Below are 23845 nucleotides of genomic sequence, written 5' to 3' on the forward strand. Positions count from 1 at the left end.
AAGCGGCCGGAGAGGGGGCTTCGTAGGGCGCAGTCCCCCTCTCCGTCTCGGCTCCGCCGAGCCACCTCTCCCCCACTTCGTGGGGGCGAGGAACCCAAGCTGGAATGAGGCGCAGTCCTTCGCAGACGAACCCGCTCAACCCGCACTACTCTGCGGATAGCAAATGATCGAGAGATAGCGCATCGGCAGGACCGTCAGCACTTCCGGCCCGTGCGGCGCATCGGCGTCGAAGAACAGGCTGTCGCCGGGCTTCATCGGATAGAGGTTGCTGCCGTGCCGGTAGGTAACCTCGCCTTCAAGCATGTAGAGGAACTCCATGCCTTCATGCTGGAAGGTCGGAAACACATCGGAATCCTCGGTCAGCGTGATCAGATAGGGCTCGACGACGACGCCGCTGGTATTCGAGCCGACATGGCCGAGAAGATTGTACTGGTGGCCGGCGCGCGTGCCGCGGCGCTCGACATCGAGCCCTTCGCCGGCCTTGACGAAGACGGCGCTGCGCTCTTCCTCGAAACGGCGGAAGAAGGCGGTGACCGGAACGCCGAGCGCCCGCGACAGCGCCTGCAAGGTGGTCAGCGACGGCGAGGTGATGCCGTTTTCGATCTTCGACAGCATGCCCAGCGAAATGTCCGTGGCAGCCGCAAGATCGGCGACGGTGATGCCGAGTTTCTTGCGGAATGCCCGCACCTCGCGACCGATCGCCACCTCCAGAACTTTTTCGCGGGTGTCGCGAACGGCGTGCGGATCCTGGGTTAGTGGCGTCCGGATCGTTACCACCCCCTTCGGCGCTGGCTTGGCCTTGGCGGCTGCCCCATTCCTGAAATTGGAAGCTTTCTTCGCCATGTCGCCACTCCGGGGGTTCTGTGGATTTATTTCACTCCCGGTGAACATATTAGGTGCGGATACAGAGCGCAACTGCGACTGCAACCCACTTTATGTCGAACGGCGTGCTCTCCGGATTTCGGCCGTCGGCGGTTTTGTCGAAAATCCGGTCTGGGGAAACGTGGTTTCAGCAGAAGGCCTGTTGACAGCATCGAAGGGGCATTTACTGTCCTGTCAGTGAAATTTGTTTCGTTAGGGAAATGAGACCGGGAGGCTTTGCAATGAAAAGTCGTGTTGCCGTCATCGGAGCCGGACCTTCCGGCATGGCCCAGCTTCGAGCCTTCAAGTCGGCAGCCGACAAGGGTGCGGATATTCCGGAAATCGTCTGCTTCGAAAAGCAGTCCGACTGGGGCGGCCTGTGGAATTACACCTGGCGCACCGGCCTCGACGAGCATGGCGACCCGGTGCATGGCTCGATGTACCGTTACCTCTGGTCGAACGGACCGAAGGAATGCCTCGAATTCGCCGACTATACGTTCGAGGAGCACTTTGGCCGTCCGATCGGCTCCTACCCGCCGCGCGCGGTTCTGTGGGACTACATCAAGGGCCGCGTCGAAAAATCCGGCGTGCGCCAATGGGTGCGTTTCAACAGCCCGGTGCGCATGGTGACCTTCTCCGACACGACGAAAAAGTTCACCGTCACCGCGCATGACCGCACCAACGACGTCACCTATTCGGAAGAGTTCGACAACGTCGTCGTCGCCTCCGGGCACTTCTCCGTGCCCAACGTGCCCTATTTCGAGGGCTTTTCGACCTTCAACGGCCGCATCCTGCACAGCCATGATTTCCGCGACGCCATGGAATTCAAGGACAAGGACATCCTGATCATCGGCCGCTCCTATTCGGCCGAGGATATCGGCTCGCAATGCTACAAGTACGGCGCTAAATCGATCACCTCCAGCTACCGCTCGAAGCCGATGGGCTTCAAATGGCCTGACAACTGGAAGGAAGTGCCGCTGCTGCAGAAGGTCGTCGGCAAAACCGCACATTTCAAGGACGGCAGCACCAGGGATGTCGACGCAATTATCCTATGCACCGGTTATCTCCACTCCTTCCCATTCCTGACCGAGGATCTGAAGCTCAAGACCGCCAACCGCATGTGGCCGGACCGGCTCTACGAGGGCGTCGTCTGGGAGAAGAACCCGCGGCTGTTCTATATCGGCATGCAGGACCAGTTCTACACGTTCAACATGTTCGACGCGCAGGCCTGGTTCGCGCGCGACGTCATCATGGGCCGCATCAAGCTGCCTTCGGCAGAAGTGATGGCCGAACACGGCAGGAAATGGCGGGCGCGGGAGGAAACGCTGGAAGACGCCGAGCAGATGATCTGGTTCCAGGGCGACTACACCAAGGAATTGATGGATCAGACCGACTATCCCGGCTTCGACGTCGAGGCGACCAATCGGACCTTCATGGAGTGGGAGCACCACAAGATGGAAAACATCATGGGCTTCCGCGACAATGCCTATCGCTCGCTGATGACCGGCACGATGGCGCCGCTGCACCACACGCCCTGGCTGCAGGCGATGGACGATTCGATGGAATCCTATCTGGAAGTGAAAGGGGTGGCGGCGGAGTAGCGGCTTCCTCGCCGCACCGGGCTGCATGACAGCCTGCCCAGCTTGCAACCCATCGAACCCGTCAAATCCTCTGTGCAGAGGTCTAAAGCGCGTCGCGTTTGGATGGATTCATGCGACGCGCTTTAAGTTCTTTTTATGCAGGTCGCTATCGCAAAACCGCTGAGCGCTTTTGCGCGACATGCATTACTTGCTGCGAGCCTCGCGCACGTCTCTCGTCGCCTCAATGATCCGCTCGAGCAAGGCATGGAGATCGTCGCGGTGGCCGCTGCGGCCGGCGGGGCCGTTTTCATCGGATGTCATGACGACGGTCAACGCGCGCCCGGGCACAACATAGACCATCTGCCCGCCATACCCCCACCCGTAGAAGACCGCTTCGCCCGCGATCTGACGGATGAACCAACCATAGCCATAACCGTCACCGGTGAAACGGGAGGCGGTGCGTGACTGCCAGGAGAGCTTGATCCAATCGGCCGGCACGAGCTGCCGTCCGCCGCGGCTCATCCCGCCGCTGCGGTAGAGCTCGCCAAAGGCGAGCAGCGAGCGCGGGCTCATGGCCATCTGATTGCCGCCGAGATAGATGCCCTGTGGGTCGCGGTCCCAGGCGGCGATGGAAAAGCCCTCCTGCGGCCCCAGCCATTCGCGTGCCAGTTCCAGCGTTGAGCGGCCGGTCCGCCGCGTCAGGATCGCCGAAAGGAGATGGGTCGAGCCGGTGGAATAGAGCATCGTACCGCCCGGTTCGTCGTCGAAGGGCATGGCGAGCGCTGCCTGCACCCAGTTGTCGCTTGCCACCCAGCGCCCGTAGTTTGGGCCGGAGGTCCGACCCAGCCCTGCCTGCATGGAAAGCAGATGACCGATCGTAACTTGCTGGAGCCGCGGATCCAGGTCGGCGGGCAGGTCGCCCTGAAGAAGCGGAGCGATCTTCTGGTCAGGGCCTTGGAGCACGCCCTTGTCGATGGCGATGCCGACGAGCGCGGAGATGATCGACTTGGAGGCCGATTTTATGTTGGCAGGACGTGCCGGAGAGTAGCCGCGATAGCCACGCTCCGCCACCACCGCGCCATCATGCGCAATGGCAACCGTGCGCAGCGGCGTCAGGCGCTCGGCCTCATCAAAGAGCTTTTCAAGCCGCTCCTCCAGACGGTCCGCACCGTGAGCAGCGACGGAAAGCATGAGGTGAAAGGCTAGAATCACGGTGGGACGCTTCAGCATGAAGCCAGCTTGGGATGCATTTTGGGCAAGACGAAGGTGACGCGGGCTGGCAAAGACGTCTGCCTCGCACAAGATAGTCGGATAGGGCAGGCGTCCGGGGCAAGGCAGCGGCTATTCGACCATCAGCAGCTCCACGAACCGGAGTTTCTGACCCGTTCCAGTCGTTCTCGCCACATCTGATGAACGACTGCTATGCGCCCTATGTAGGCCGTAGAGACCAGCTTTGCCACTTCCTGAAAGCCGACATCGCGGCAACGACGCTAGAGGTCGCGGTTGCGCCAAATTGTTTCCGTTCGCTTAACTGCCGGCGGAACTACGGCTTTCTACCGTTGCAGTCATTTCGTGTCGTCGCTCGGTCCGCCGCCCGTGTCACCCATTGGGCTGCGTTCATCGCTTAACTTGACCGGCCAAGCCACCGGATAATTTCGTAAGCCGGCATAGGGCGGCGAAACCCCTTCAGCGTCAGTTCGCCAACCGGAACGGATTCGACCAGTGATTCGACGGCGCCAAGAACCCGTTGGCTGACTAGAATCTGGCGAGACTTGGCCTCCTCGCACAATCGGGCCGCATGGTTCGACACCGTGCCGATCACAGCATAGTCCGCGCGCTGATCGAAACCGATCCGCCCGATGGTGGCGTGGCCCCGGGCAATACCGATTCCGAAGCCAAGCAAATAATCCCGTTTGCGCCATCGCTCTGAACGCTCGTCAATTGCGTCCCGCATCGCTGCAGCCATTGAGACAGCCCTCTCGGTGTGATCGGCACAGGGCAGCGGATCGTTGAAAACCACAACGATACCGTCGCCCACAAACCGCTCCAAGGTCCCCTCGTGACGCACAATTTGTTCGCCGAGACAGGAATGGTACTCGCTAAGAACCGTCATTACCTCCTCGGGCTCCGCAGTCTCGGCGAAGGCTGTAAAGCCGCGAAGATCGCAGAAAATGACGGTCACCTCGCGACGGTGGCTTTGAAGAAGCGCGTCGCCGTTGCCTGCCGCGACGACAAGGTCGGCGACCTGCGCGGGCAGAAACCGTCGGAGCCGGCCCATCCGCTCGATCTCCGTAACCTGCTCCGCCACAGTTTGTTCAAGAGAGCGATTCCATGCTGCCAATTGCGATGCCTGATCCTCGAGGAGCCGCGTCTGGCTCTCTACGGTATCGTATAGCGCCTTCTGGCGCAGCATCGAGCGCACGCGCGCCAGTAGCGCCCTGTGCTCGAACGGCTTGGTCAGATAGTCGTCGCCGCCGGCATCCAATCCCTCGACCACATCCCGCGTATCGGCTTTTGCGGTCACAAGGATAACTGGGATCGATCGCAGCGAAACGTCTGCCTTGAGCATCCGCACGACGCTTATCCCGTCTAGCTTCGGCATCATGATGTCGAGGAGGATCAGGTCCGGCTTGAGGCTACGTACCTTCGCAAGCCCCTCTTCGCCGTCCGCTGCAGTCACCACTTCGTAGCCATTCGCCTCGAGGCGCATACGCAGAATTTCGAGATTTTCCGGCGTGTCGTCAACGGCGAGAATGCGAGGCGGATCCTGCAAGGCCCTGTCTCCCTTAGGCAAGCAACTCGCGGATCTTGGCAAGCAACTGGCGCGGACTGAATGGCTTGGCAATGTAGCCATCGCACCCGGCAGCAAGAGCTTTCGCCTCATCACCCGACAACGCGTAGGACGTGACGGCGATTATCGGAATGTGCCGGAGCACCGGGTCAGCTTTGATGCGGCGGGCAGCTTCATATCCGTCGATCACCGGAAGCTGGATGTCCATCAGGATCAGGTCTGGCCTATGCGCTGCGGCAGCAGCGACGCCGGCGGCACCATCCGCGGCCTCGACCAGTTCGTATTCGGTGGTGGCGATGAGATCGCGTATGATTTGGCGGTTGTCATCGGTGTCTTCCACCATCAGGATTCGTTTTCTCATGCCGCTTTGACACGCTCCTCCACGTTGATCGGGATTGTGATGCGGAATGTCGAGCCTGAACCGGGAGCCGACTCCAAGCTTATCGTTCCACCCTGCATTTCGACAAAGCGCTTCGAGATCGCCAGTCCGAGACCCGTACCTCCCTTCTGTCTTGTGCTGCTGTTGTCGACCTGTTGGAATTCCTCGAAGATGAGCACCTGATTCTCGGGCGCTATGCCGGGGCCCGTGTCGCGCACCGCTATCTCGAAATGCCCGTCCACGGCATTGGCAAGAATGTCGACCGCCCCCTCTTCGGTGAACTTGACGGCGTTGCCGGCAAGATTGATCAGAACCTGAGTCAGACGGCGCTCGTCCCCGCGGCCCAGCGGAAGGTTTTCGGCAACCGTCGCAGCAAGCGAAATCCCTTTTGAGCGCGCCAGCGGCTCCACAGCGGCAACGGCCGATCGAACAATCTGCCCGACCGAATAATCCTCGAGCGCAAGTGTGAGCTGCCCTGCCTCGATCTTGGAAAGATCGAGCACGTCGTTGATCAGGCCCAGCAGATGACGGCCATTGGCCTGCACGCGCGACACCGTCGCTTTGGCCTTTTCGGGCAACTCGCCGTAGATGCCGTCGACCAGCAATTCGGTGAAACCCAGAACGGAATTGAGCGGCGTTCTCAGTTCGTGGCTCATGTTCGCAAGGAACTGAGACTTGTGGCGGCTGGCAGCCTCCAACTCGCGGCCTTTTTCTTCGGCCTCGCGGAACAGCTTTGCGTTCTGAATGGCGAGCACCGATTGGGCGGCAAAGGTCTCCATCAGGTGGACAACTTGGCGTTCGAACTCACCAGGCTTGCGTCGCCTGACGACGAGCGCCCCGACGATCTTGTTTGGCCTGAGCAGTGGAACCACCAGGACGCCTCGATAGCCGGCATCGAGGACAATCCTCAGTGCGGGCGAGGGCGTGCCTTTGCTGAGGTCAGGTACCTGGATCGGAGTACGACGTCGTGCAGCCTCTCCGATCCCCGGATCGTTCAATCCGATCGGCTCGCCGGAGAGTGCCGCAATGAGTTCGTCGCTCATCCCATAGGTTGCACGAAGACGAAATCTCTGGCCGCTGCTGCTGAACACGTAGATCGTGCCCGCATCCGTGTCCGAAAGCTGAACCGCCTTGGCCACGATCGTCTGCAGCACGGTATCGAGGTCGAGCGTCGAATTGACTGCCTTGCTAACTTCTCCGAGGGCCTCCAGTTCGTTGACCGAGCGTCCAAGCTCAGCCGTGCGCGTCTGCACTTCCTTGTACAGCCGCCCCAGTTGCTCGGACGTCTGGTTGACGTTGCCGGCAAGCACTCCAAGCTCGTCGCGATTGGCGACTTCAACTTGTTGCGCGAAGTCACCGGCAGCTATCTGGCGCAGACGGGTCTCGATCTTCTTGACCGGCTCGATCAACGACCAGGAGATGATGTAGCCAAGCCCCAGTGCCAACAGGATGCTGCCCAATGCAAAGGAGACAACGATCAGGCGGGAGGTGCCGTACGCCCCTTCGGTCGTCTCTATCGCCGCCACCATGTCGGCTTCCGCGATATTGACCAGCTGGTTGGTCAGCCTCTCCAAGCGGTCGGCCGACGGCACGATCTCGTCGAGCTGAACCTTGCGCGCCTCCTCGGTATTGCCGGAGCGAATGAGTTCGGCCACATGCGTCACGCCCGCCGTGAGGCGCTCATACTCTTGCCTGACCAGTCCGAGCACTTCGGTTTCGCCGACGAACTCCATGCGGTCGAGGTCGTAGCCGAACTGGTTGAGCTGGCGCAGCGCCGCGTCCAACATCCGGTTATCCTGGAGCAAGAGTGCGGTGGAGATGCTGTAGAGCTGGGTGGTCGTATCGTGCTGGACCTGGCGGTAGGCTGCGATCCGGCGCTGCAGCTTGATCAGCTCGTTGGTCTGATCGTTGACCCCACTCAGCACCTGCAAGCCGACGGCACCGAGCACGATCAGCAGTCCGACGATCGACAGGAATGCGATCAAAAGCTTGGTCTGGACGCGCGCCGGCAGCCGCGCCACCCCGCGGACCAGCCTGCCCGTGATGTTACCTGGCTTCGTCCAGGAGGCTGAGAAGGTCACCCCGGAATTCCTCCAGGTCAAAACCCGCACCGAGATATTGTACGCGCAAGATGCCACTCGGGTCTACAAGCGACGTCAGCAGTGTGTGGTCGACGTCGCCGTCCGCCTTCTTCATCGCGATGACCCCGTATTTTCGTCCTACCTCATGGACGGTCGCCGGATCGCCGGTGAGAAACGACCAGCCTTTCACATCGGCACCGAATAGCTGCGCGTGTTCTTTCAACACATCGGGTGTATCGCGCTCAGGGTCGACGGTGATCGAAACGAAGGCGATTCTGGTCCCGAAGGCAGTACCCAGCTTGTCCCGCACGCGTGCCATGTTGTCGGTCAGCATCGGGCAGATATCGGTGCAGGAAGCAAAGATGAATGCAACGGCAACGACCTTGCCGCGGAGGTCGCGGAGAGACACTGGCGCACCGTCCTGCGACGTCAGCGTAAAGTCTGGCGCCGGCCCGATTATCGGCAGGCGCTCATTCTGCGGCGCGTCATGTGCATGCGCCGGCCAGGACAGCAGCGCCAATAAAAGGGCGCGAGCCGGCCACGCAGTCACTTCTTCAACTCGCGCTTGATCTCGTTGAAGAACCGCCAATCAGTGCCGTTCGCGATGATCTCGTTGGGGTTCGACTTGACGATCCCTGCTTCATGCAGCCGCAATGAGAAAAATCGAACCGTGTCCTCGGGATCGTAGTCGCGCCAGTTCATGTAGGGGACCTCGCGGAGTGACTGCACCGCGTAGTCGTGTCGCTCAATGCGCCCCTCATCTACGAGAAGGCGTGCCACCAGCTCCGGCTCGCTGGCGCAAATATCAGCGGATTTGAGGATGGCGCGGATCACGCGCTTGGTGGCAGCGGGATGCTTCTCTGCATAGGCGGCATTCACGGCAAGCATGCAGCAGTAATATTGCGACCAGGGCTGATCGCGCGCGCTATCGAGAATGACGTGACCGACCTTGCGCGCGCGGAGATCCTGGGCTTCGGGCGGAAACGCCAGGAAGGCATCGACCTTGCCCTCGACAAAAAGCTCCGCCGGCTTTTCCTCGCCGACGACCCAGTCGATGTCGCGCCGCGGATCGAGCCCGACATACGTCGCCATGGCGCTGACGAAGATATGTGGGTCGGATGCCAGATTGTAACCTACGCCCACCCTGCGACCCTTGAGGTCCTTGATGCTGCGGATCTCTTCGTTTCCAAACAGTTCGTAGCAGCCGACGTGCACGCCCGAGATCACCTTGATCGGCACACCGGCGTCGATCGGAACAACGAATGCCGTCGCGAAGTCGACGCTGAAGTCGATGTCACCGCGCGCCAGCATCTCCGTGGCGGCGATGCCTGGATCTGCAGCCACATAGCCAAAATCCGAGAACCCCTCTGCGCGGATCAGCTCCTCGGCGACGTACTGCGGAGCAATGCAGATGCCGGGGGCATCGGCAAAGCGAGCGATGGTCGTTTCGGGTGGCGCCTCGGCGGCGGCCGCATTGTGGCCTCTGGCAAGTCCCGCAGCTGCGAGCAAGGACAGGCCTGTGAGGAAACGACGACGGTTCGGGATAATCTGCACGGGTCTCTCCTTCCGTTGAAAGGACAAGGCGTGTCGGCGATAGTCTAGGTCTTCAACTCCCGCTTCAGCTCGTCAAGGAAGCGCCAGTCCGTCCCATTGGTGATGATCTCTTGGGGACCCGACTTGATCATGCCGGCCTCTTGAAGCCGCAGCGCATAAAACCGGATCGTGTCTTCCGGATCGTATTCACGCCATTTGTTGTAAGGCACGTCGGTCATCGTCTGCAGTGCATAGTCATAGTTGGCCGTGAAACCGTCTTCGACGATCTGTCGCGCGACCCGCTGTGGTTCAGAGACACAGAGGTCCGCCGCTTTCAGAATGGCGCGGACGACGCGCTTGGTCGCGATCGGGTTGTTCTGAACGAAGTCGGCGTTGCCGCCCAGCATGCAGCAAAAGTATTGCGACCAGGGACGATCGACGGCGCTGTTGATTACTACGCGGCCGACGTTTTGGGCACGCAATTCTTGAGGCTCGGGCGGAAAGCCGAGAAACGCATCGATTTCCCCTCGCATGAAGAGCGTCATTGGCTTGATGGATGGGCTGGTGACCCAGTTTATGTCCTTTACTGGATCCAGCCCGACATAGGCCGCCATGCCCGTCAAAAATACATGCGGACTCGAGCCCAAGGATTGGACACCGACACTCTTGCCCTTCAGGTCTCTAATCCCGCGGATATTCTCGTTTCCGAATAGCTCAAAGCAGCCAGGGTGCACCCCGGCCAGCACCGTGATCGGGCCACCTGCAGCCATCGCCACCACAAGCGGCGCGGCGAAATTCAAGGTAAAGTCCACCTGGCCACTCGCGATCGCGTCGGATTGCCCCGCGGCTGGCTCAGTCATTACATAGCGAACCTCGGTGAAGCCCTCCCCATGCAGCAGCCCCTCGGCAACATATTGAGGCGCGATGCAGATGCCCCTGATCTTCGCAAGGCGGACGCTACTCGTTTCCGGCGGTGGCTGTGCGGCGAGCGATTGCTGGACCCCAATGAGGCTCGCGGCGCCGGCTGCCGAAAGGCCGGCCAGGAAGCGACGGCGGCTCTGTATGATTTGCATGTCCACGTCTCCCATCGAGACAAATAGGATCAGGTTTTCAACTCCCGCTTCAGTTCATCGAGGAAGCGCCACTCCGTGCCCTTGGCGATGACCTCCTGCGGGCTCGACTTGATCATGCCCGTCTCCTGCATGCGCAGAGCAAAGAACCGCAGGGAGGCTTCGGCATCGTAGTCCCGCCAGGTGCCGTAACGCGTGTCGTTCAACGTTTGCAGCGCATAGTCGAAGCTGGGCAGAAAATCTCGATCGACCAGCCGCCCGGCGCTCCAGGACGGATCCGACGCGCAAAGATCGGCGCCCTTGAGAATTGCCCTGATTACCCTCTTCGTCGCCACCGGGTAGCGGTTCACGTAGTCTGACGTGGCCGAAATCATGCAGCAGAAGTGCTGCGACCAGGGGCGGTCAAGCGTTGTGTTCAGGATGGTGCGACCGATCCTCTTGCTACGCAGTATCTGGGGTGCCGGCGGCGTGAAGAGGTATGCGTCGAACCTACCCTCGAGGAAGCCTTTCACCGAATCTTCTTGCTCCACGACCCATTTGATGTCGTTGACCGGATCCAAGCCGACATAGGCCGCCATCAACGCTACGAAGACATACGACGGCGAGTCGAAGGTATGCGTGCCCACGCGCTTGCCACGCAGGTCGGTGATGTCGGTAATACCCTCCCTGGCGATCAGTTCGAGACATCCGGAATGCAGGCCGGTCAGCACTTTGATCGGAACACCGGATTCGATCGAGGCGATGTGGATGGGCGCGTAGTTCACACTGAAGTCTGTCTCCCCGCGCGCAATCCACTCCCACTGGTCGACTTTGGGATCGCCTTGCACGTACTGGACATCGGTGAAGCCGTCAGCACGCAGCAACTCTCCCGCGAGGTAGAGGCCGGCCCAGCAATAGGCGCCATCGATCCATCGCGGCAGGCGTACGGAGGTCGTTTCCGGAAGCGCCTCGGCCCAAGCTTCCGTTGCGCGGCCGACAATGCCCGCGACGCCGGCCGCCGCAGTGCTGGCAAGGAAATGGCGGCGGTTCTGCACGATCTGCATCGTGCGCTCCTTCCCCGGATCTGCAAAAGAAAATCGCGTCCGGAACCGAGCAAAAGAGGTTCCGGCAGAGGCGGAGGTCTCGTGAGCGCGCCTAGCAATTGCATATCGAGCGCGCCCAGTCCAAATGCGGGAGTCTTGCGCTCTCAGTCGCCGGCCCGTGATGTCCCAGCCAGCGATATATAAGCATACACTAAGCATACGGTCATAGCGAGGGCAAAGTCCCGCCGCGAAGCCGGGCGAGGAGACTGAGCCGAGCGGTTTCTAAAATCGCACAGACCAGCTAACCGTGTGGTTGCGAATGGCAGGTTTCGAGGTCAACTTGGGTCGTTCCGAGTAATCGATGCGAGCGTCGCCGTTGGATCAGGTCGCGAAGATGCTTTCGCCGACCTGAATGTCCACTCTTGAAGATCCGCCGCCTAAAGCTGCCAGTCCGCCTTCGGCCCCGGTCCGGTCGGTGCGGAAGGCAAGGCGCCTAAGACGTGCGTTCCCCAGTTCTCAATCTGATCCCGAAAGCAGCCAGCCGTTGCGATTCGAAAGGGAGCGAGAAGGGCGGGAAGAGGACCTGCGGCGGTGCGGGATGACCTTCGCACAGTTTGGTGAAACGGCCGTTCGGAACTGATGCCAGTCATCTTTGCGAGGATGGCCCCGAGGCAGACAGGCGCACGATGCAGTTTGCCGTGTGTCCGCGCCGCATGGGTTTGAGGCAGCTCTGCGAACGCTGACCACTTCCCCCTCTTACACGTGTGAGACATGATCGCGTGGGTGCCGCTCCGCTCGCACAGGATCGGCCACTTAGATCAGGGTCTGCCTAAAATCCGAGAGGCCGGAGATGGCAAATCGCGTTCACGCGCTTCGGCCTGGTCGCGGCCAGCAACCTCACCAACGCCGAACACAGTCGTCTTCGCCGTGGCGTTGGGGTGTGCCGGCGGGAAGCGACGCTCCTATGACCGACGAAGCACGTCTTGCCATTCCGGATGGCGGCCGATCTGCGCTTTTGCGAACGGACAAAGCGGAATAATCGCGACCCCTTCGCCCCGGGCATCCTCGATCGCCTGTCTCACCAGTCGCTCGCCGACCTTGCGGCCACGCAAGGCCGCGGGAACTTCAGTATGGTCAATGATGATCAACCCTTCGCCGGCCCGGCTATAGGTCATCTCGGCTTCAACTCCATCGACGACCACCCGATAGCGCCCTTTCGATGCCCCATCCTCCCGCTCGACCTTTTCGTCGCCGGCCGAAGGCGCATCCTTCGCCAGCGCCGCGTCCGGGCGGCGGACCTGACGTGGCTGTCCATGCGCACATTCCAGAAGATCGCGGTCCCATCCGCCCAGATCGGCGGCAGCCTCGTAGGTCGAGACGAGGAAGGCCATCAGAGCTTCGTCGGGATCGGCTGCCGACTGCACGGCATCGTAGGGGAGGATGAATTCAGCCAGGCCGTCATGCCAGAACGCGGCATCGGGCCGGACCTCCGCGGCCCGGTAGCCGTTCGGCGTCGGATAGGCGTAGGCGTAGAAGGCGGGATAATCGATGCCACCGCCGCCCGGCCAGAAGCCGGCCGAGGAGACCTCGCGGTCGTAGGCCTCCTGCGTCACGTGGTCCGGCAATGCCGGAATGCCGCCCGGATGGAGAGGAGCACGCCTCCCTGAGAAGCGCGTGACGGCCAGATCGAGAGCGCCCCAGAACAGGTGAACGGGGCTGGATTTGCCGAGAAAAGACGTCCGGAACGTTTTGAAGACCCTGTCGACCGACGCCAACGCGTTGTGGAAGCGTTGAACGGCGTCGCGGTCATAGGGCCGGTCGCGATGATCTTCGGCGAAGGGTATCGGGTTGGGTACCTCGTTCGGTTGTCCGTTGAACGTCGGCGTGCCACCGAGTTCCGAAATCAACTGCACGAAGCTGGCGTGGAACGCCGCAACCGTGGACGGCCCGAGATCGAACGACGCCCTGCGGCCCTCGCCGCAGGTGCCCACGACCCTGTGCTCCCGAAAATTGAACAGGATCTCGATGCCGGGGCCGTCGGGGATCGGCGAGGATGCCAGACCGTTCGGCGTGACGTAGAAGGTCGCGTTCCACGAATGGTTCAGCCACGGTGTATGAGCCAGCCGGTATTTTCCAGCGACCTGAAGGTAGAGATGCAGAGCTGAACAAGTCTCACGCCAGCTAAGGTAGTCGAGGTGGGGCCACTTGTTGTTCATTTCGCTTTGTCTCCATCCAGCGTCTGCTCGGTACGGGAGTCGGTCATTTAGTCTTGGGTCGCTTGGGTTGCGTCCTGGCAATCACTCCATCAGCGCCGGTCAATCCGGAAGGGGGATGTACTCATCCCGGTCGTCGATTGGCAAATCGAAGCGCCCCTTGCCCCAGTTCTCGGCGCGCCATTCGGCCTTGGCCTCTTCGATGCGCTGCTGGGACGAGGCGACGAAGTTCCACCAGATGTAACGGGGTCCCGGAAAGGTCGCGCCGCCGAGGATCATCAGGCGCGCGCCTCTGCCGCCGGCCGCGACCGTGATCCTTTCGCCGGGGCGGAAGACCATCATCTGAGATGCCGCGTATTCCTGGCCGGCAACCGAGATGGAGCCTTCGACGATGTAGATGCCCCGGTCCTCGTGATCGTCCGGCATGGGCAGCCGGCTTCCCGGTTCGAGTTTCACATCGGCGTAGAACGTTTCGGAGAACATCGTCGCGGGCGCGACCACGCCATAGGCGTTTCCAAGAATAAGCCGAACCGAGACGCCGCGGTCCTCGAGCACGGGCAGCACGTCCTTGGCGTGATGTTCGAAGGTGGGTGCCATATCCTCATGGGTGTCGGGCAGGGCCAGCCATGTCTGAATCCCGAACAGACTGTTCGGACCGCTCCGGGCAGCCTCGGTGGTGCGCTCAGAGTGGGTAACGCCACGCCCGGCGACCATCCAATTCAGCGCGCCAGGACGTATTATCTGGTCGGCGCCGGTGCTGTCCCGGTGATGAAAGTCGCCGCGATAAAGGTAAGTGACGGTGCCGAGCCCGACATGGGGGTGCGGATGGACGTCGATGCCCTGCCCGGTCAGCAAGTCGGCCGGCCCGGCCTGGTCGAAGAAGATGAACGGCCCGACCATCTGCCGCTTCGGCGCCGGCAAGGCGCGCCGGACCTCGAAGCCGCCGAGGTCGCGGGAACGAGGAATGATAAGGGTTTCGATCGCGTCGATGCCCACCTCATCGGGGCAGCCAGGTTCGATTGCCGGGTTCCAACTCATGCGCGTCATCCTCTCCTGGGCTTCCGGAATGTCGAAACTGGTGCGCGACCGCCTACCGAACTAGCCCCGCGATACGTCCAGCTGTGTCGCAGCAAGTGGAACGTGCGGGCCATGTCGCCGAAGTACTGCCACCGTCGAGCGAAGGTCCGAGACAAGGCCTCGTGCCGTTCTTGTCCTAGCGGTCGAGACCCCAAAGATCCGGGTTCCGTTTGAAATGCTCGGTCAGCATCTCGGTGAGCACCCGCACTTTCCGCGCGGGGTGTTGACCCGGCGGACGGACGACATACACGCCTGCCGCCGGTGGGGGATAGTGCGTCATCACCGGAACGAGCGCTCCGGAGGCCACATATTCATGTATGATGCAATCGGGGAGCCAGGCGATGCCGAGACCTGCCGCCGCCGCGGCGGCAAGTCCCATAGCGTTGTCGGCCTTGAACCTGCCCTGCGGCTGAACCGTGACAATCCTGTCGCCATCCATGAACTGCCAGGTCTCCGTTCCCTGCATGAGGGCCTGATGGTTGACGATCTCATCTACCGTCTCAGGTGAGCCGTGCGCTTCGATATAATCCGGGCTTGCGACAAGCTTGCCATGGAACGGCCCGACGCGCTTCGCGATCAGGTTGGAATCCTGAAGGTAGCCAGCCCGGATCGCGCAATCGAAACCTTCGGCGATGAGATCGACGAAACGATCGTTGTAGGAGGTATGGATGTGAAGCTTCGGGTGCTGGCGCGCCATTTCCGCAAGCACCGGGGCGAAGTGGGTCGGGCCGAAAGTGAGCGGCATGGCTACCCTCAGGCGGCCGCGCAGATCACCGGTGGGGAGGATCGTTTCCCTGGCCGTATCGATCTCGGCGCTGGCCCGGGCCGCATGGTCCCTGAACGTGATCCCCGCTTCCGTGAGCGCGGCGCCTCGGGTCGTTCGTGCAAGAAGCTGAACGCCGAGTTCTGCTTCGACCCGAAAGAGCCGCCGACTGACGATTGACTTGGAGACGCCGAGCCGGCGCGCGGCGGCCGATACGCCCCCGGCATCGGCCACTGCGACGAATGTCTGTAAATCTTCGATGTCCATTCCGGCGTTCCTCATTTCGCGACACGGCTTGCCTGACTATGGCACTACCGCATCGCCAAAGGGAACGGCAAATAGCGACTAGGCAATGTCGCCGCTGGCGCATGTCTCCCGTGAACCCATTGCCGTCCATAGCGGCAGAGAAAGGAAGTCTTGATGACCCCTCGTAACGGCCTCGATTCGCTTCTTCGCCCCGAAGATTCGGTCCTCGTTCTGATCGACCATCAGCCTTATCAGCTCGCAAACCTGAACAGCCACGATCCGCACATGGTGGTCAACAACACGACCGCGCTGGCGAAGCTAGCAAAAGCTTTCAATGTTCCGACCATTCTCACCAGCGTGATCGCGGCGCGCGGTGGACTTCTCTTTAAGCAGATCACCGACGTATTTCCGGACCAGGAAGTCATCGATCGCACCTGGGTGAACACCTGGCAGGACGAGAATGTGGTGAACGTCGTCAAGGCGACCGGCCGCAAGCAGCTGATCATCGCCGGCCTGTGGACCGAGGTCTGCGTCGCAATGCCTGTCATCCAGGCCGCCGGCGAAGGCTGGGACGTGACCGTGATCACCGACGCGTCGGGCGGGATTTCGAAGGAGTCTCACGAAGTTGCCATCCAGCGAATGATCGCGGCCGGCGCGAACGTGATGACCGTGATGGCGCTCGCTGGCGAATGGCAACGCGATTGGGCGCGCACCGAGCATGTCGAGGAGCTGACCGAGATTCTCATCCAGCACTTCGGCGGCAGCGGCATCGCCTTCCTGTGGGAGCAGCAGCTCCTCAACACGCCGGTTCCGCGCGCCGCAGCGTGAGTCGAGCGGGGATGACGAGCGATCCCCCGCGCGCGTTCGAGCGTCGCTCGCGCCTCGTCGTCTCCCTCCCCGCGCACACGCCTCGCGCATGACAAGGCGCATACCCTCCGGGCGGCAGCCCAAGAACTTCGACCGGTCGATGCGGGCCTGTTCTCCCGAGGCCGCACCGGAAAGCGGGTGGGCCGGTAGAAAAGGACAACGTCATGATCGATTTGAACGGAAAGCGTGCATTGGTTACCGGAGGATCGCGGGGCATCGGCGCCGCGATCGCGTTGGCACTGGCGGAGAACGGCGCCGACGTTGCATTTACTTACCAGCACTCCGCCGAGAAGGCTGATGCGGTGGTCAAGTCCATCGAAAGCAAGGCGCGTCGCGCAGTCGCTATCCAGGCCGACAGCGCCGCCCCGGAGGCGATCATGCGCTCTGTGAGCGAAGCCGTCTCGGCGCTCGGTGAACTCGATATCCTCGTCAATAGCGCGGCTATCGGCCACATCGGAACGATCGCCGACATCGACGTGAATGACTATCAGGCCGTGATGGACGTCAACGTGCGAGCGCCAGTGCTGTTTGCGAAAGCAGTTATCCCGCATCTCACCGAAGGGGGACGCATCATCACGATCGGTTCGGCCTTGGGGGAGCGGGTCCCGTTCCCAGGCATAACGGCTTATGCGATGTCCAAGGCGGCACTTACCTCCTTCACCCGCGGTCTCTCGCGCGAACTCGGCCCGAACGGCATCACCGTGAATCTTGTGCAGCCCGGGGCAACCAATACGGATGCAAATCCTGCGGATGGGGAGGCAGCCGATTTCCAGCGAAGCCTGAGGTCTTTGGGACGCTACGCCGAGCCGCGCGAAGTCGCGAACGCTGTGGTCTTTCTGGCAAGTCCCGCCGCGAGCGTGATTACGGGCGCCATCCTGACCGCCGACGCGGGCGCAATCGCCTGAGCCGACTTGATGTTCGCCAGAAGGTCCGGGGAGACGTCATGTCGGGCCGGGACCGGCTTCTCACCCGGCCCATCCCGGGGCCGCTTGGCAAAACATCTGTGTCAAACAGGCCGCGACGGATGACATCGCCCTCCGGCAACAGGGACGGCGCCCGCCGGTGTCGTGGTCGCGCCAGTAGCGGAAGTCTCAGATGCTGACTTGCACATCCGCTTTATGCACGTCTCGTGCCGTCCGCTCCATTATCGCAACGTGCCTTTTGATCTCGCTCAGCTAGCGAGGCTTTTTCAAGCGCATACAGTCGTTCGCGCGGAAGGGCACCGAACGCTCCAATGGGCGGGGCCTATCTGGCGCGCAGGTTAGGAGTTTGTGCTGTTCCGGCTAGCAACGACCTCCGAAGCCCTTTGCCGATGCGGGCACCGTGTGCGAGCCGGCACCACAGCTCCGGCTGCTGCACTATTGCGCAGGTGCCGGGATCGGTAGGATGCTCGATACCCGCCAGCCGGCCGGAGTCGTCACCAGCACCATGTTCATGAGAAACTTGGTGGGTTGCGCCGGCTGACCCGGTGCGCCGATGGTGAACAGGATCGGGATGTAGATTTGTGCCGCGCGGTCACCGAGCATCGTGACCTTCAGACTGGAGGGCTCAGGCTCGAGCTGCCAAGTACCCTCATAAAGCGTGGTGAAGCGTTTGAGCGCCTCCTCCGGTCCCCATATCGGCGTACCGCGGGTGATCCAAAGAAACTCTGGGGAGCCCAGCAACAGGGCCTCCACCGCTTTCAGGTCGTGGGCGTTCTGGGCGGCGACAAACCGATCGAACGTGGCACGCACGTCATCTTCGGGCGCCGCCGCGGCAAGTCGGATCGGTAAGGTTATGAGGATTAGTGCCACGCAGACCCCCAGATATCGAAGGATGTGATCGAGGCGCCTCTTAGATTCATAGATTCGCGTAACCATGGTCGGCTCTCCTTCTTGAGCGCATAAAGGGACAGCGTTCCGGAATTGTCCGGCCGCGCGTTCCCTGCGCGAGCAATAATTTTGGGAGATCGAAGGCTCGCGTCCTTGCATGGATCTTAAATTTTCCGTGAAGATTTCCTAAGCTGCACCATGCGTGCGCTCCAGAGCCTGGCTTTCGCCTTCGGCGACTTTCTCCTGATCCCCGAGGAGCGTTTGTTATTGCGCGGCGGAGAGCCGGTCGCTTTGACCGCCAAGGCGTTCGATCTGCTCGTCGTCCTTGTCCGCCGCGCCGGACATCTGGTGACGAAGGACGAGCTGTTCGACGAGGTGTGGCCTGGCACATTCGTCCAGGAGACGAACCTGACCGTGAACATCTCGGCCTTGCGCAAGGCCCTGGACGACGGGCGTGACGGAAGCCGAATAATTCAGACGGTTCCGGGTCGCGGCTATCGCTTTGTCGCCCCTGTGGTGGTCCGCGACGCGGTCGGGGATCCGCTCCTCCGTCCCGAGCGTGCGCCCACGGCCGACGGCGCGTCCGCGGTGCAGCCTGTTACGCAGGAAACCCCTGCCCGCCGCGTCGCTGGCGTTTCAGGACTGGCCTGGGTCCTGCTTGCCGCAGTCGGCTGCGTCGCCCTCGTGGCGATGGCGCTGTGGCGTGCACAGCCGGCAGGCCAGAATGTCACCTTCGCTTCGGTGGCAGTGCTGCCTTTCCTCAGTGATAGTCCTGCAAGTAACTACCTGGCAGACGGGCTGAGCGAAGCGACCGTCAACGGGCTGGTGCAAATGGAGGGGCTGCGCGTCGCTCCGCGGGCAAGCGCGCTGCGCTACAAAGGAACGGCGGTAAGTCCGAAGCAGGTTGGCCGCGAACTCAACGTGGCGGCGGTAGTGACCGCAAGTGTCACGCAGCGGGATCGCAGCTTGCGGATCCAAATCGATCTGGTCGACGTGGCCCGAGATGCGCAGATTCTGGGCACCGTGTACCGGGGTGACGCGTCCGAACTCCCGCATCTGCAGACGAGAATTCTGCAGGACCTCGCGCAGGCCCTGAAGGGCCCGCTTTCCGAGCCGCAACAGCGACGACTCTCTCAACCCGCAACCGGCAGCGCGGAAGCGTACCGCGCCTACCTGCAGGCGCGCTTCGAATGGAGTCAGCGCTCTGAAGACGGACTGAAACGGGCGATCGAGCGATTTCGAGAGGCGGTCGCGATCGATCCAACGTTCGCGGCGGCTTATGCGGGGCTCGCGGATGCCTATTCGGCCCTCGGTTATCTGAGCTATCTGGCGCCGGCGGACGCCTTTCCAGAGGCAAGGCGCCACGCTACAAGCGCACTCGAGCTCGATCCGTCACTAGCCGACGCGCACGCATCGTTAGGGTTCGTGAAGCTGTATTTCGACTGGGACTGGCCCGGCGCCGAGGCAGAGTTTCGGCGCGCGATCGCGCTTGATCCGAACCAGCCCGGGCCGCACCAATGGTACAGCATCTACCTGTTGGCCGCCGGACGGCCGCGTGAAGCCCTGCAGGCGATCGAAGCCGCGCAACAACGCGACCCGCTTTCACTCGCCGTGAACACCGATCTCGGTTTCCATTATTACTATACCGGCCGCTACGATGAGGCGGTTAAGCAATTAGTGCTCGTCCTCCACATGAACCCCAACTTCCCGCCCGCGCACCTCTGGCTCGGCAGAACCTACCAAGAACTCGGCAACTTCGACGACGCGCTGACCGCGTTTGCTCGGGTCGAGGAGCGCACCCGCGATTGGCCGGTTGCGATTGCAGCGCGCGGATTCGTGGCCGGTGTTTCGGGTCGCACCTCTGAGGCGCGCGAGGTGGTAGTGGAGCTGCAACAGCTAGCCGACAAGAGGTTTGTGACCTCCTACGGCGTAGCTCTCGTGTATGCCGGCCTGGGTGACAACGACACGGCCTTCGCGGCGCTCGAAAAAGCCTTCGACGAGAGGTCGAACTGGCTGGTGTGGTTGCGCCTCGATCCGCGCTGGAAAGGGCTTCGCTCAGATCCAAGATTTTCAGAACTCGTAAGCCGCATGCGCTTTCCGCCTTAGCCGACCAGGCCAACCACCGCTAATGCGATGGACCGATTCTTCCGCGGCGGGTTAATCTGCAAGGACTGTTACGGCGAAGAGAGGGAGAAGCGGCCCATGCAGCCCAATGCAGAGAACACAGCCCCAGCCCTGACAGTTGTCGGCATCGATATCTGCAAAGAGGCGCGGGCGCGAACGTCTAGTTCCGGGCGCGAACACAACATTCGCAGCATGCGGCGAAAATGACCGCTTTGGGTCAGATCGCGTCGATGCCCACGCCGACCTGAATTGCGATCAGCTTGGCAAGGACAGCTTCTGTGCAAGCTGCCCTTTCGCGGGACGCGAGATCCTCTATTTTCCGGCTACCCCAGCCTTGCCCGTGCCTTCGCCGTCCAGGCGTTGAACAGCCGGTCGGCGACGATGCCGATGAAGGCGATGGCCAGTCCGGCGACGATGCCGCGGCCGGAATCGGCCTTGGACAGCGCGATGAACACCTCCTGGCCGAGATCGCGCGTGCCGACCATGGCGCAGATGATGATCATCGCCAGCGCCATCAGGATCGTCTGGTTGACGCCGAGCATGATCTCGGGCAGCGCCAGCGGCAGCTGCACGCGCAGGAACGTCTGGCGCTTGGTGCAGCCCGATACCTTTGCCGCCTCGATCAGCGCCGGCGACACCTGCCGGAGGCCGTAATTGGTGTAGCGAATGGCCGGCACCACGGCGAAGGCGACCGTGGCGATCATCGCCGTCACGTCGCCGACGCGAAACAGCATCACCACTGGAATGATGAAGCAGAACGACGGCAGCACCTGCAGCGTGTCGATGACCGGAGTGACGACCTTCTCGACGCGGTCGCTGCGCGAAGCCATCAGCCCGATCGGGATGCCGATCAGGCAAGCGATGAAGGCCGAGATGCCGCAGAGGTAGACCGTCGCCATGGTCTTTTCCCAGAGGCCGGTCACCGCGCAAAAGATGGTCAGCGCGGCGACCAGGACGGCGAGGCGCAGGCCGCCGAGCTGGTAGCCGGCAAGGCCAAGCAGGAACACCGCGCCCAGCCACGGGAAGCCCTCGCAGAAGGCGCGCACCGGGTTCAGCACATTGAGGATCAGCGCCACGCGGAACGCTTCGATCGTGTCGAAGAAGTTGATCGTAATCCAGCTCACCGCTGTCTTCCACATCGGGGCGGTGGTGAAAGTGATCGCTTTCGGCACCGCCGCGAAGGCCGGCACAAACAGGCCGAGCAGCGTCGTGACGGCAAGGACGGCGATGGCCAGCGTCAGATTGGGGTAGCGGCGCCAGAAGCTCGGGCTCACCTCCTGATAAACATGGCCTTGCGCGTGATTGCGCGCGATCGCCTGGGTCAGCCGGTCGAGCGCGATTGCCAGCGCGACGATGGCAAGGCCGGCTTCCATTGCCTCGCCGACCTTCAGCGCGCGCAGCGCCAAAAGCACGTCGTAGCCGAGGCCGCCGGCGCCGATCATCGAAGCGATAATCACCATATTGAGCGCCAGCATGATGACCTGGTTGACGCCGACCATCAGCGCTGGACGCGCCGACGGCAAAAGCACGCGCCACAGTTTCTGGCGCGCCGTGCAGCCGGCCATCTCGCTGAAATCGTCGATCTCGGACGGCACCCGCGACAGTCCCAGCATCGTCGCGCGCACCATTGGCGGCGTCGCGAAAATGGCCGTCGCGATCATCGCCGAAACCGGACTGTTGCCGAACAAAAGAAGCATCGGGATCAGATAGGCGAAGGTCGGGATGGTCTGCATCAGATCGAGGGCAGGGGAGATCAACAGCCTCTCAGCCCATGGCTTGCGCCACGCCCAGATGCCGACGAACAGTCCGGTGACGATGCAGAACGGCACGGCGATGGAGATCAGCCCGAGCGTAAGCATTGCGCTGGTCCATTGGCCGAACAGCGCGATGTAGAGGAAACAGCCGCCGACCAACGTGCCGAGCTTCCAGCCACCCGCGGCGCGGCCGGCCAGGAATGCAGCGATGCAGACGCCGACCCAGGACAGGCGCGGCAGGACGACCATATCCGCGCCACGGCCGATCTTGAAATTCTTGGCAAGCAGATTGAGCGCGAAATCGAGCGGCACGCCGAGCGCCGCGGTGATCGACCGCGTCAGCCAGGAGAAGTTCGATTTTATCAGGTTCATCAGCGCGCTTACCCAGTCGGCGACGGGAACGATTGCGCCGGCCGGATAGTTGACTGCCCAGGGCAGCCTGTCCTGCAGCAGGAACACGGCAAGCACGGCGGCAAGGGCGCAGGCCCAGACCACCAGCCAGATCTGAACCGGCCGCAATCTCGCCTCGCTGGTGCTTGCCGTCACCGTCATGCGCCGGCCCTGGGATGTACGATGCCGGCCAGAAGATCGATCACCGCTTGCGGCGTGACTTCGCCGATCGGCTTGCCGGTGCCGTTCACGACGGCGAACGGCTTGCCGGCCGAGACGATGCTTGCCGAAAAACTTGATATCTTGGCATCCGGCGCGACCACGCCGCCATGCTCGGTGCCGTCGCAGGCGCGCATCAGGCTTCGCGCCGAGATCACCTTGGCGCGGTCGACGTCGCGGGTGAATTCGGCGACATAGTCGGTCGCCGGATTGACCACCAGCTCTTCCGGCGTGCCGATCTGGATGACCTCGCCGTCCTTCATTATGGCGATGCGGTCGGCCAGCCGGATGGCCTCGTCGAAATCATGGGTGATGAAGACGATGGTCTTTTGCAACATGGTCTGCAGCCGCATCAGCTCGTCCTGCATCTCACGGCGGATCAGCGGATCGAGCGCTGAGAACGGCTCGTCGAGAAACCAGATTTCCGGCTTGGTGGCGAGACTGCGGGCGATGCCGACACGCTGCTGCTGGCCACCGGAAAGCTCACGCGGATAGAAATGCTCGCGGCCGCGCAAGCCGACAAGCTCGAGGACCTCGCGTGCCCGCTTTTCGCGCGTCGGCCGGTCCTGTCCCTGGATGCCCAGGGGAAAGGCGATGTTCTCCAGCACGTTCAGATGCGGCAGCAGGGCAAAATTCTGAAACACCATGCCCATGCGGTGACGCCGCAGCTCGATCAGCGCGGCATCGGAGATCTTGAGGAGATCCTTGCCCTCGAATTCGACCTTACCATGCGTCGGCTCGACCAGCCGCGACATGCAGCGCACCAGCGTCGACTTGCCGGAGCCGGACAGGCCCATGATGATGAAGATCTCGCCCTGGCGGATTTCGAGGTCGACGGCGCGCACCGCGCCGACCAGCCCGGCCGCGGCGACTTCCGCCATGCTGGCCTTGCCGTCGCGCTGGCGGATGAAATTCGCCGCGTTCGCCCCGAACAGCTTCCAGACGTTGTAGCAGGCGAGCTTTATCGGGCGGGCATCGTTTGGCGTGCCTGCCGCTTGCTGCACCTGTTCAGTCGTATCGGCCATGCAATCGTCCTTCTGGAATATGGGATAGAGACCCGGCCA

19 protein-coding genes are annotated in these 23845 nt (G+C 62.1%); 4 read left to right on the forward strand and 15 right to left on the reverse strand.

Annotated elements, in window-relative coordinates; all coding sequences use genetic code 11:
- Positions 1 to 135: 135 nt before the first annotated feature.
- Complete coding sequence (locus EOA78_RS05840; protein ID WP_127314285.1) at positions 136 to 843, reverse strand: XRE family transcriptional regulator; 708 nt, start codon at positions 841 to 843, stop codon at positions 136 to 138.
- Positions 844 to 1103: 260 nt separating this feature from the next.
- Between EOA78_RS05840 and EOA78_RS05845 the strand changes: the two genes are divergently transcribed.
- Entirely contained in the window at positions 1104 to 2462 is a 1359-nt protein-coding gene (locus EOA78_RS05845) for an NAD(P)/FAD-dependent oxidoreductase (protein ID WP_127314286.1), read from the forward strand.
- Between the two features lie 183 nt (positions 2463 to 2645).
- On the opposite strand, the gene EOA78_RS05850 is transcribed toward EOA78_RS05845, so the two are convergent.
- From EOA78_RS05850 to EOA78_RS05900, 11 genes are all read right to left on the reverse strand, one after another.
- The gene (locus tag EOA78_RS05850; protein WP_127314287.1) at positions 2646 to 3671 is read right to left on the reverse strand and encodes a serine hydrolase; all 1026 of its coding nucleotides are present in this window, start codon (positions 3669 to 3671) and stop codon (positions 2646 to 2648) included.
- 394 nt (positions 3672 to 4065) lie between these two features.
- Positions 4066 to 5214 carry a response regulator gene (locus EOA78_RS05855; RefSeq protein WP_127314288.1) on the reverse strand — a complete coding sequence of 383 codons (1149 nt, stop codon included), beginning with the start codon at positions 5212 to 5214 and terminating at the stop codon, positions 4066 to 4068.
- Between the two features lie 13 nt (positions 5215 to 5227).
- Positions 5228 to 5593, reverse strand: coding sequence for a response regulator (locus EOA78_RS05860; RefSeq protein WP_127314289.1), 366 nt, complete (start codon positions 5591 to 5593; stop codon positions 5228 to 5230).
- Entirely contained in the window at positions 5590 to 7692 is a 2103-nt protein-coding gene (locus tag EOA78_RS05865) for an ATP-binding protein (RefSeq protein WP_127314290.1), read from the reverse strand. Before EOA78_RS05865 ends, EOA78_RS05860 begins: the two co-directional genes overlap by 4 nt.
- Entirely contained in the window at positions 7658 to 8281 is a 624-nt protein-coding gene (locus tag EOA78_RS05870; RefSeq protein WP_127314291.1) for an SCO family protein, read from the reverse strand. Before EOA78_RS05870 ends, EOA78_RS05865 begins: the two co-directional genes overlap by 35 nt.
- A complete protein-coding gene (locus EOA78_RS05875) occupies positions 8239 to 9246 on the reverse strand; it encodes an ABC transporter substrate-binding protein (RefSeq protein WP_164783653.1) in 1008 nt (335 codons plus the stop codon). The genes EOA78_RS05870 and EOA78_RS05875 overlap by 43 nt, the downstream gene beginning before the upstream one ends.
- Positions 9247 to 9290: 44 nt before the next feature.
- Entirely contained in the window at positions 9291 to 10298 is a 1008-nt protein-coding gene (locus EOA78_RS05880) for an ABC transporter substrate-binding protein (RefSeq protein WP_127314368.1), read from the reverse strand.
- Between the two features lie 29 nt (positions 10299 to 10327).
- A complete protein-coding gene (locus EOA78_RS05885; RefSeq protein ID WP_164783654.1) occupies positions 10328 to 11338 on the reverse strand; it encodes an ABC transporter substrate-binding protein in 1011 nt (336 codons plus the stop codon).
- A 941-nt stretch (positions 11339 to 12279) separates the two neighbouring features.
- Positions 12280 to 13533, reverse strand: a complete 1254-nt coding sequence (locus EOA78_RS05890; RefSeq protein ID WP_127314294.1) for a DUF5996 family protein — start codon at positions 13531 to 13533, stop codon at positions 12280 to 12282.
- A gap of 99 nt (positions 13534 to 13632) precedes the next feature.
- Entirely contained in the window at positions 13633 to 14568 is a 936-nt protein-coding gene (locus EOA78_RS05895) for a pirin family protein (protein ID WP_127314369.1), read from the reverse strand.
- 175 nt (positions 14569 to 14743) lie between these two features.
- Positions 14744 to 15637 (reverse strand): LysR family transcriptional regulator, encoded by an 894-nt coding sequence (locus tag EOA78_RS05900; RefSeq protein WP_127314295.1) that lies wholly within the window; start codon positions 15635 to 15637, stop codon positions 14744 to 14746.
- Between the two features lie 153 nt (positions 15638 to 15790).
- Here EOA78_RS05900 and EOA78_RS05905 point away from each other — a divergent pair, with 153 nt between their 5' ends.
- Positions 15791 to 16444, forward strand: coding sequence for a hydrolase (locus tag EOA78_RS05905; protein WP_127314296.1), 654 nt, complete (start codon positions 15791 to 15793; stop codon positions 16442 to 16444).
- A 203-nt stretch (positions 16445 to 16647) separates the two neighbouring features.
- On the forward strand, positions 16648 to 17388 hold the full coding sequence (locus tag EOA78_RS05910; protein WP_127314297.1) for an SDR family oxidoreductase: 741 nt from the start codon (positions 16648 to 16650) through the stop codon (positions 17386 to 17388).
- A 453-nt stretch (positions 17389 to 17841) separates the two neighbouring features.
- On the opposite strand, the gene EOA78_RS05915 is transcribed toward EOA78_RS05910, so the two are convergent.
- Positions 17842 to 18342 (reverse strand): nuclear transport factor 2 family protein, encoded by a 501-nt coding sequence (locus EOA78_RS05915; protein WP_127314298.1) that lies wholly within the window; start codon positions 18340 to 18342, stop codon positions 17842 to 17844.
- 150 nt (positions 18343 to 18492) lie between these two features.
- Here EOA78_RS05915 and EOA78_RS05920 point away from each other — a divergent pair, with 150 nt between their 5' ends.
- Entirely contained in the window at positions 18493 to 20400 is a 1908-nt protein-coding gene (locus EOA78_RS05920) for a transcriptional regulator (protein ID WP_127314299.1), read from the forward strand.
- Between the two features lie 341 nt (positions 20401 to 20741).
- Here EOA78_RS05920 and EOA78_RS05925 read toward each other — a convergent pair whose 3' ends face one another.
- Together EOA78_RS05925 and EOA78_RS05930 are read right to left on the reverse strand one after the other, a co-directional pair.
- Positions 20742 to 22724, reverse strand: coding sequence for an ABC transporter permease subunit (locus EOA78_RS05925; RefSeq protein WP_127314300.1), 1983 nt, complete (start codon positions 22722 to 22724; stop codon positions 20742 to 20744).
- A complete protein-coding gene (locus EOA78_RS05930; RefSeq protein ID WP_127314301.1) occupies positions 22721 to 23806 on the reverse strand; it encodes a glycine betaine/L-proline ABC transporter ATP-binding protein in 1086 nt (361 codons plus the stop codon). Before EOA78_RS05930 ends, EOA78_RS05925 begins: the two co-directional genes overlap by 4 nt.
- Positions 23807 to 23845 lie beyond the last annotated feature (39 nt).

The organism is Mesorhizobium sp. M5C.F.Cr.IN.023.01.1.1 (assembly GCF_003997585.1).
Lineage (GTDB): Bacteria > Pseudomonadota > Alphaproteobacteria > Rhizobiales > Rhizobiaceae > Mesorhizobium > Mesorhizobium wenxiniae.

Bases quoted from the DNA above. Each gene is read 5' to 3' on its own strand.
- EOA78_RS05840 (WP_127314285.1), bottom strand. From the start codon at position 843: ATGGCGAAGAAAGCTTCCAATTTCAGGAATGGGGCAGCCGCCAAGGCC.
- EOA78_RS05845 (WP_127314286.1), top strand. From the start codon at position 1,104: ATGAAAAGTCGTGTTGCCGTCATCGGAGCCGGACCTTCCGGCATGGCC.
- EOA78_RS05850 (WP_127314287.1), bottom strand. From the start codon at position 3,671: ATGCTGAAGCGTCCCACCGTGATTCTAGCCTTTCACCTCATGCTTTCC.
- EOA78_RS05860 (WP_127314289.1), bottom strand. From the start codon at position 5,593: ATGAGAAAACGAATCCTGATGGTGGAAGACACCGATGACAACCGCCAA.
- EOA78_RS05880 (WP_127314368.1), bottom strand. From the start codon at position 10,298: ATGCAAATCATACAGAGCCGCCGTCGCTTCCTGGCCGGCCTTTCGGCA.
- EOA78_RS05885 (WP_164783654.1), bottom strand. From the start codon at position 11,338: ATGCAGATCGTGCAGAACCGCCGCCATTTCCTTGCCAGCACTGCGGCG.
- EOA78_RS05890 (WP_127314294.1), bottom strand. From the start codon at position 13,533: ATGAACAACAAGTGGCCCCACCTCGACTACCTTAGCTGGCGTGAGACT.
- EOA78_RS05895 (WP_127314369.1), bottom strand. From the start codon at position 14,568: ATGAGTTGGAACCCGGCAATCGAACCTGGCTGCCCCGATGAGGTGGGC.
- EOA78_RS05900 (WP_127314295.1), bottom strand. From the start codon at position 15,637: ATGGACATCGAAGATTTACAGACATTCGTCGCAGTGGCCGATGCCGGG.
- EOA78_RS05905 (WP_127314296.1), top strand. From the start codon at position 15,791: ATGACCCCTCGTAACGGCCTCGATTCGCTTCTTCGCCCCGAAGATTCG.
- EOA78_RS05910 (WP_127314297.1), top strand. From the start codon at position 16,648: ATGATCGATTTGAACGGAAAGCGTGCATTGGTTACCGGAGGATCGCGG.
- EOA78_RS05915 (WP_127314298.1), bottom strand. From the start codon at position 18,342: ATGGTTACGCGAATCTATGAATCTAAGAGGCGCCTCGATCACATCCTT.
- EOA78_RS05920 (WP_127314299.1), top strand. From the start codon at position 18,493: ATGCGTGCGCTCCAGAGCCTGGCTTTCGCCTTCGGCGACTTTCTCCTG.
- EOA78_RS05925 (WP_127314300.1), bottom strand. From the start codon at position 22,724: ATGACGGTGACGGCAAGCACCAGCGAGGCGAGATTGCGGCCGGTTCAG.
- EOA78_RS05930 (WP_127314301.1), bottom strand. From the start codon at position 23,806: ATGGCCGATACGACTGAACAGGTGCAGCAAGCGGCAGGCACGCCAAAC.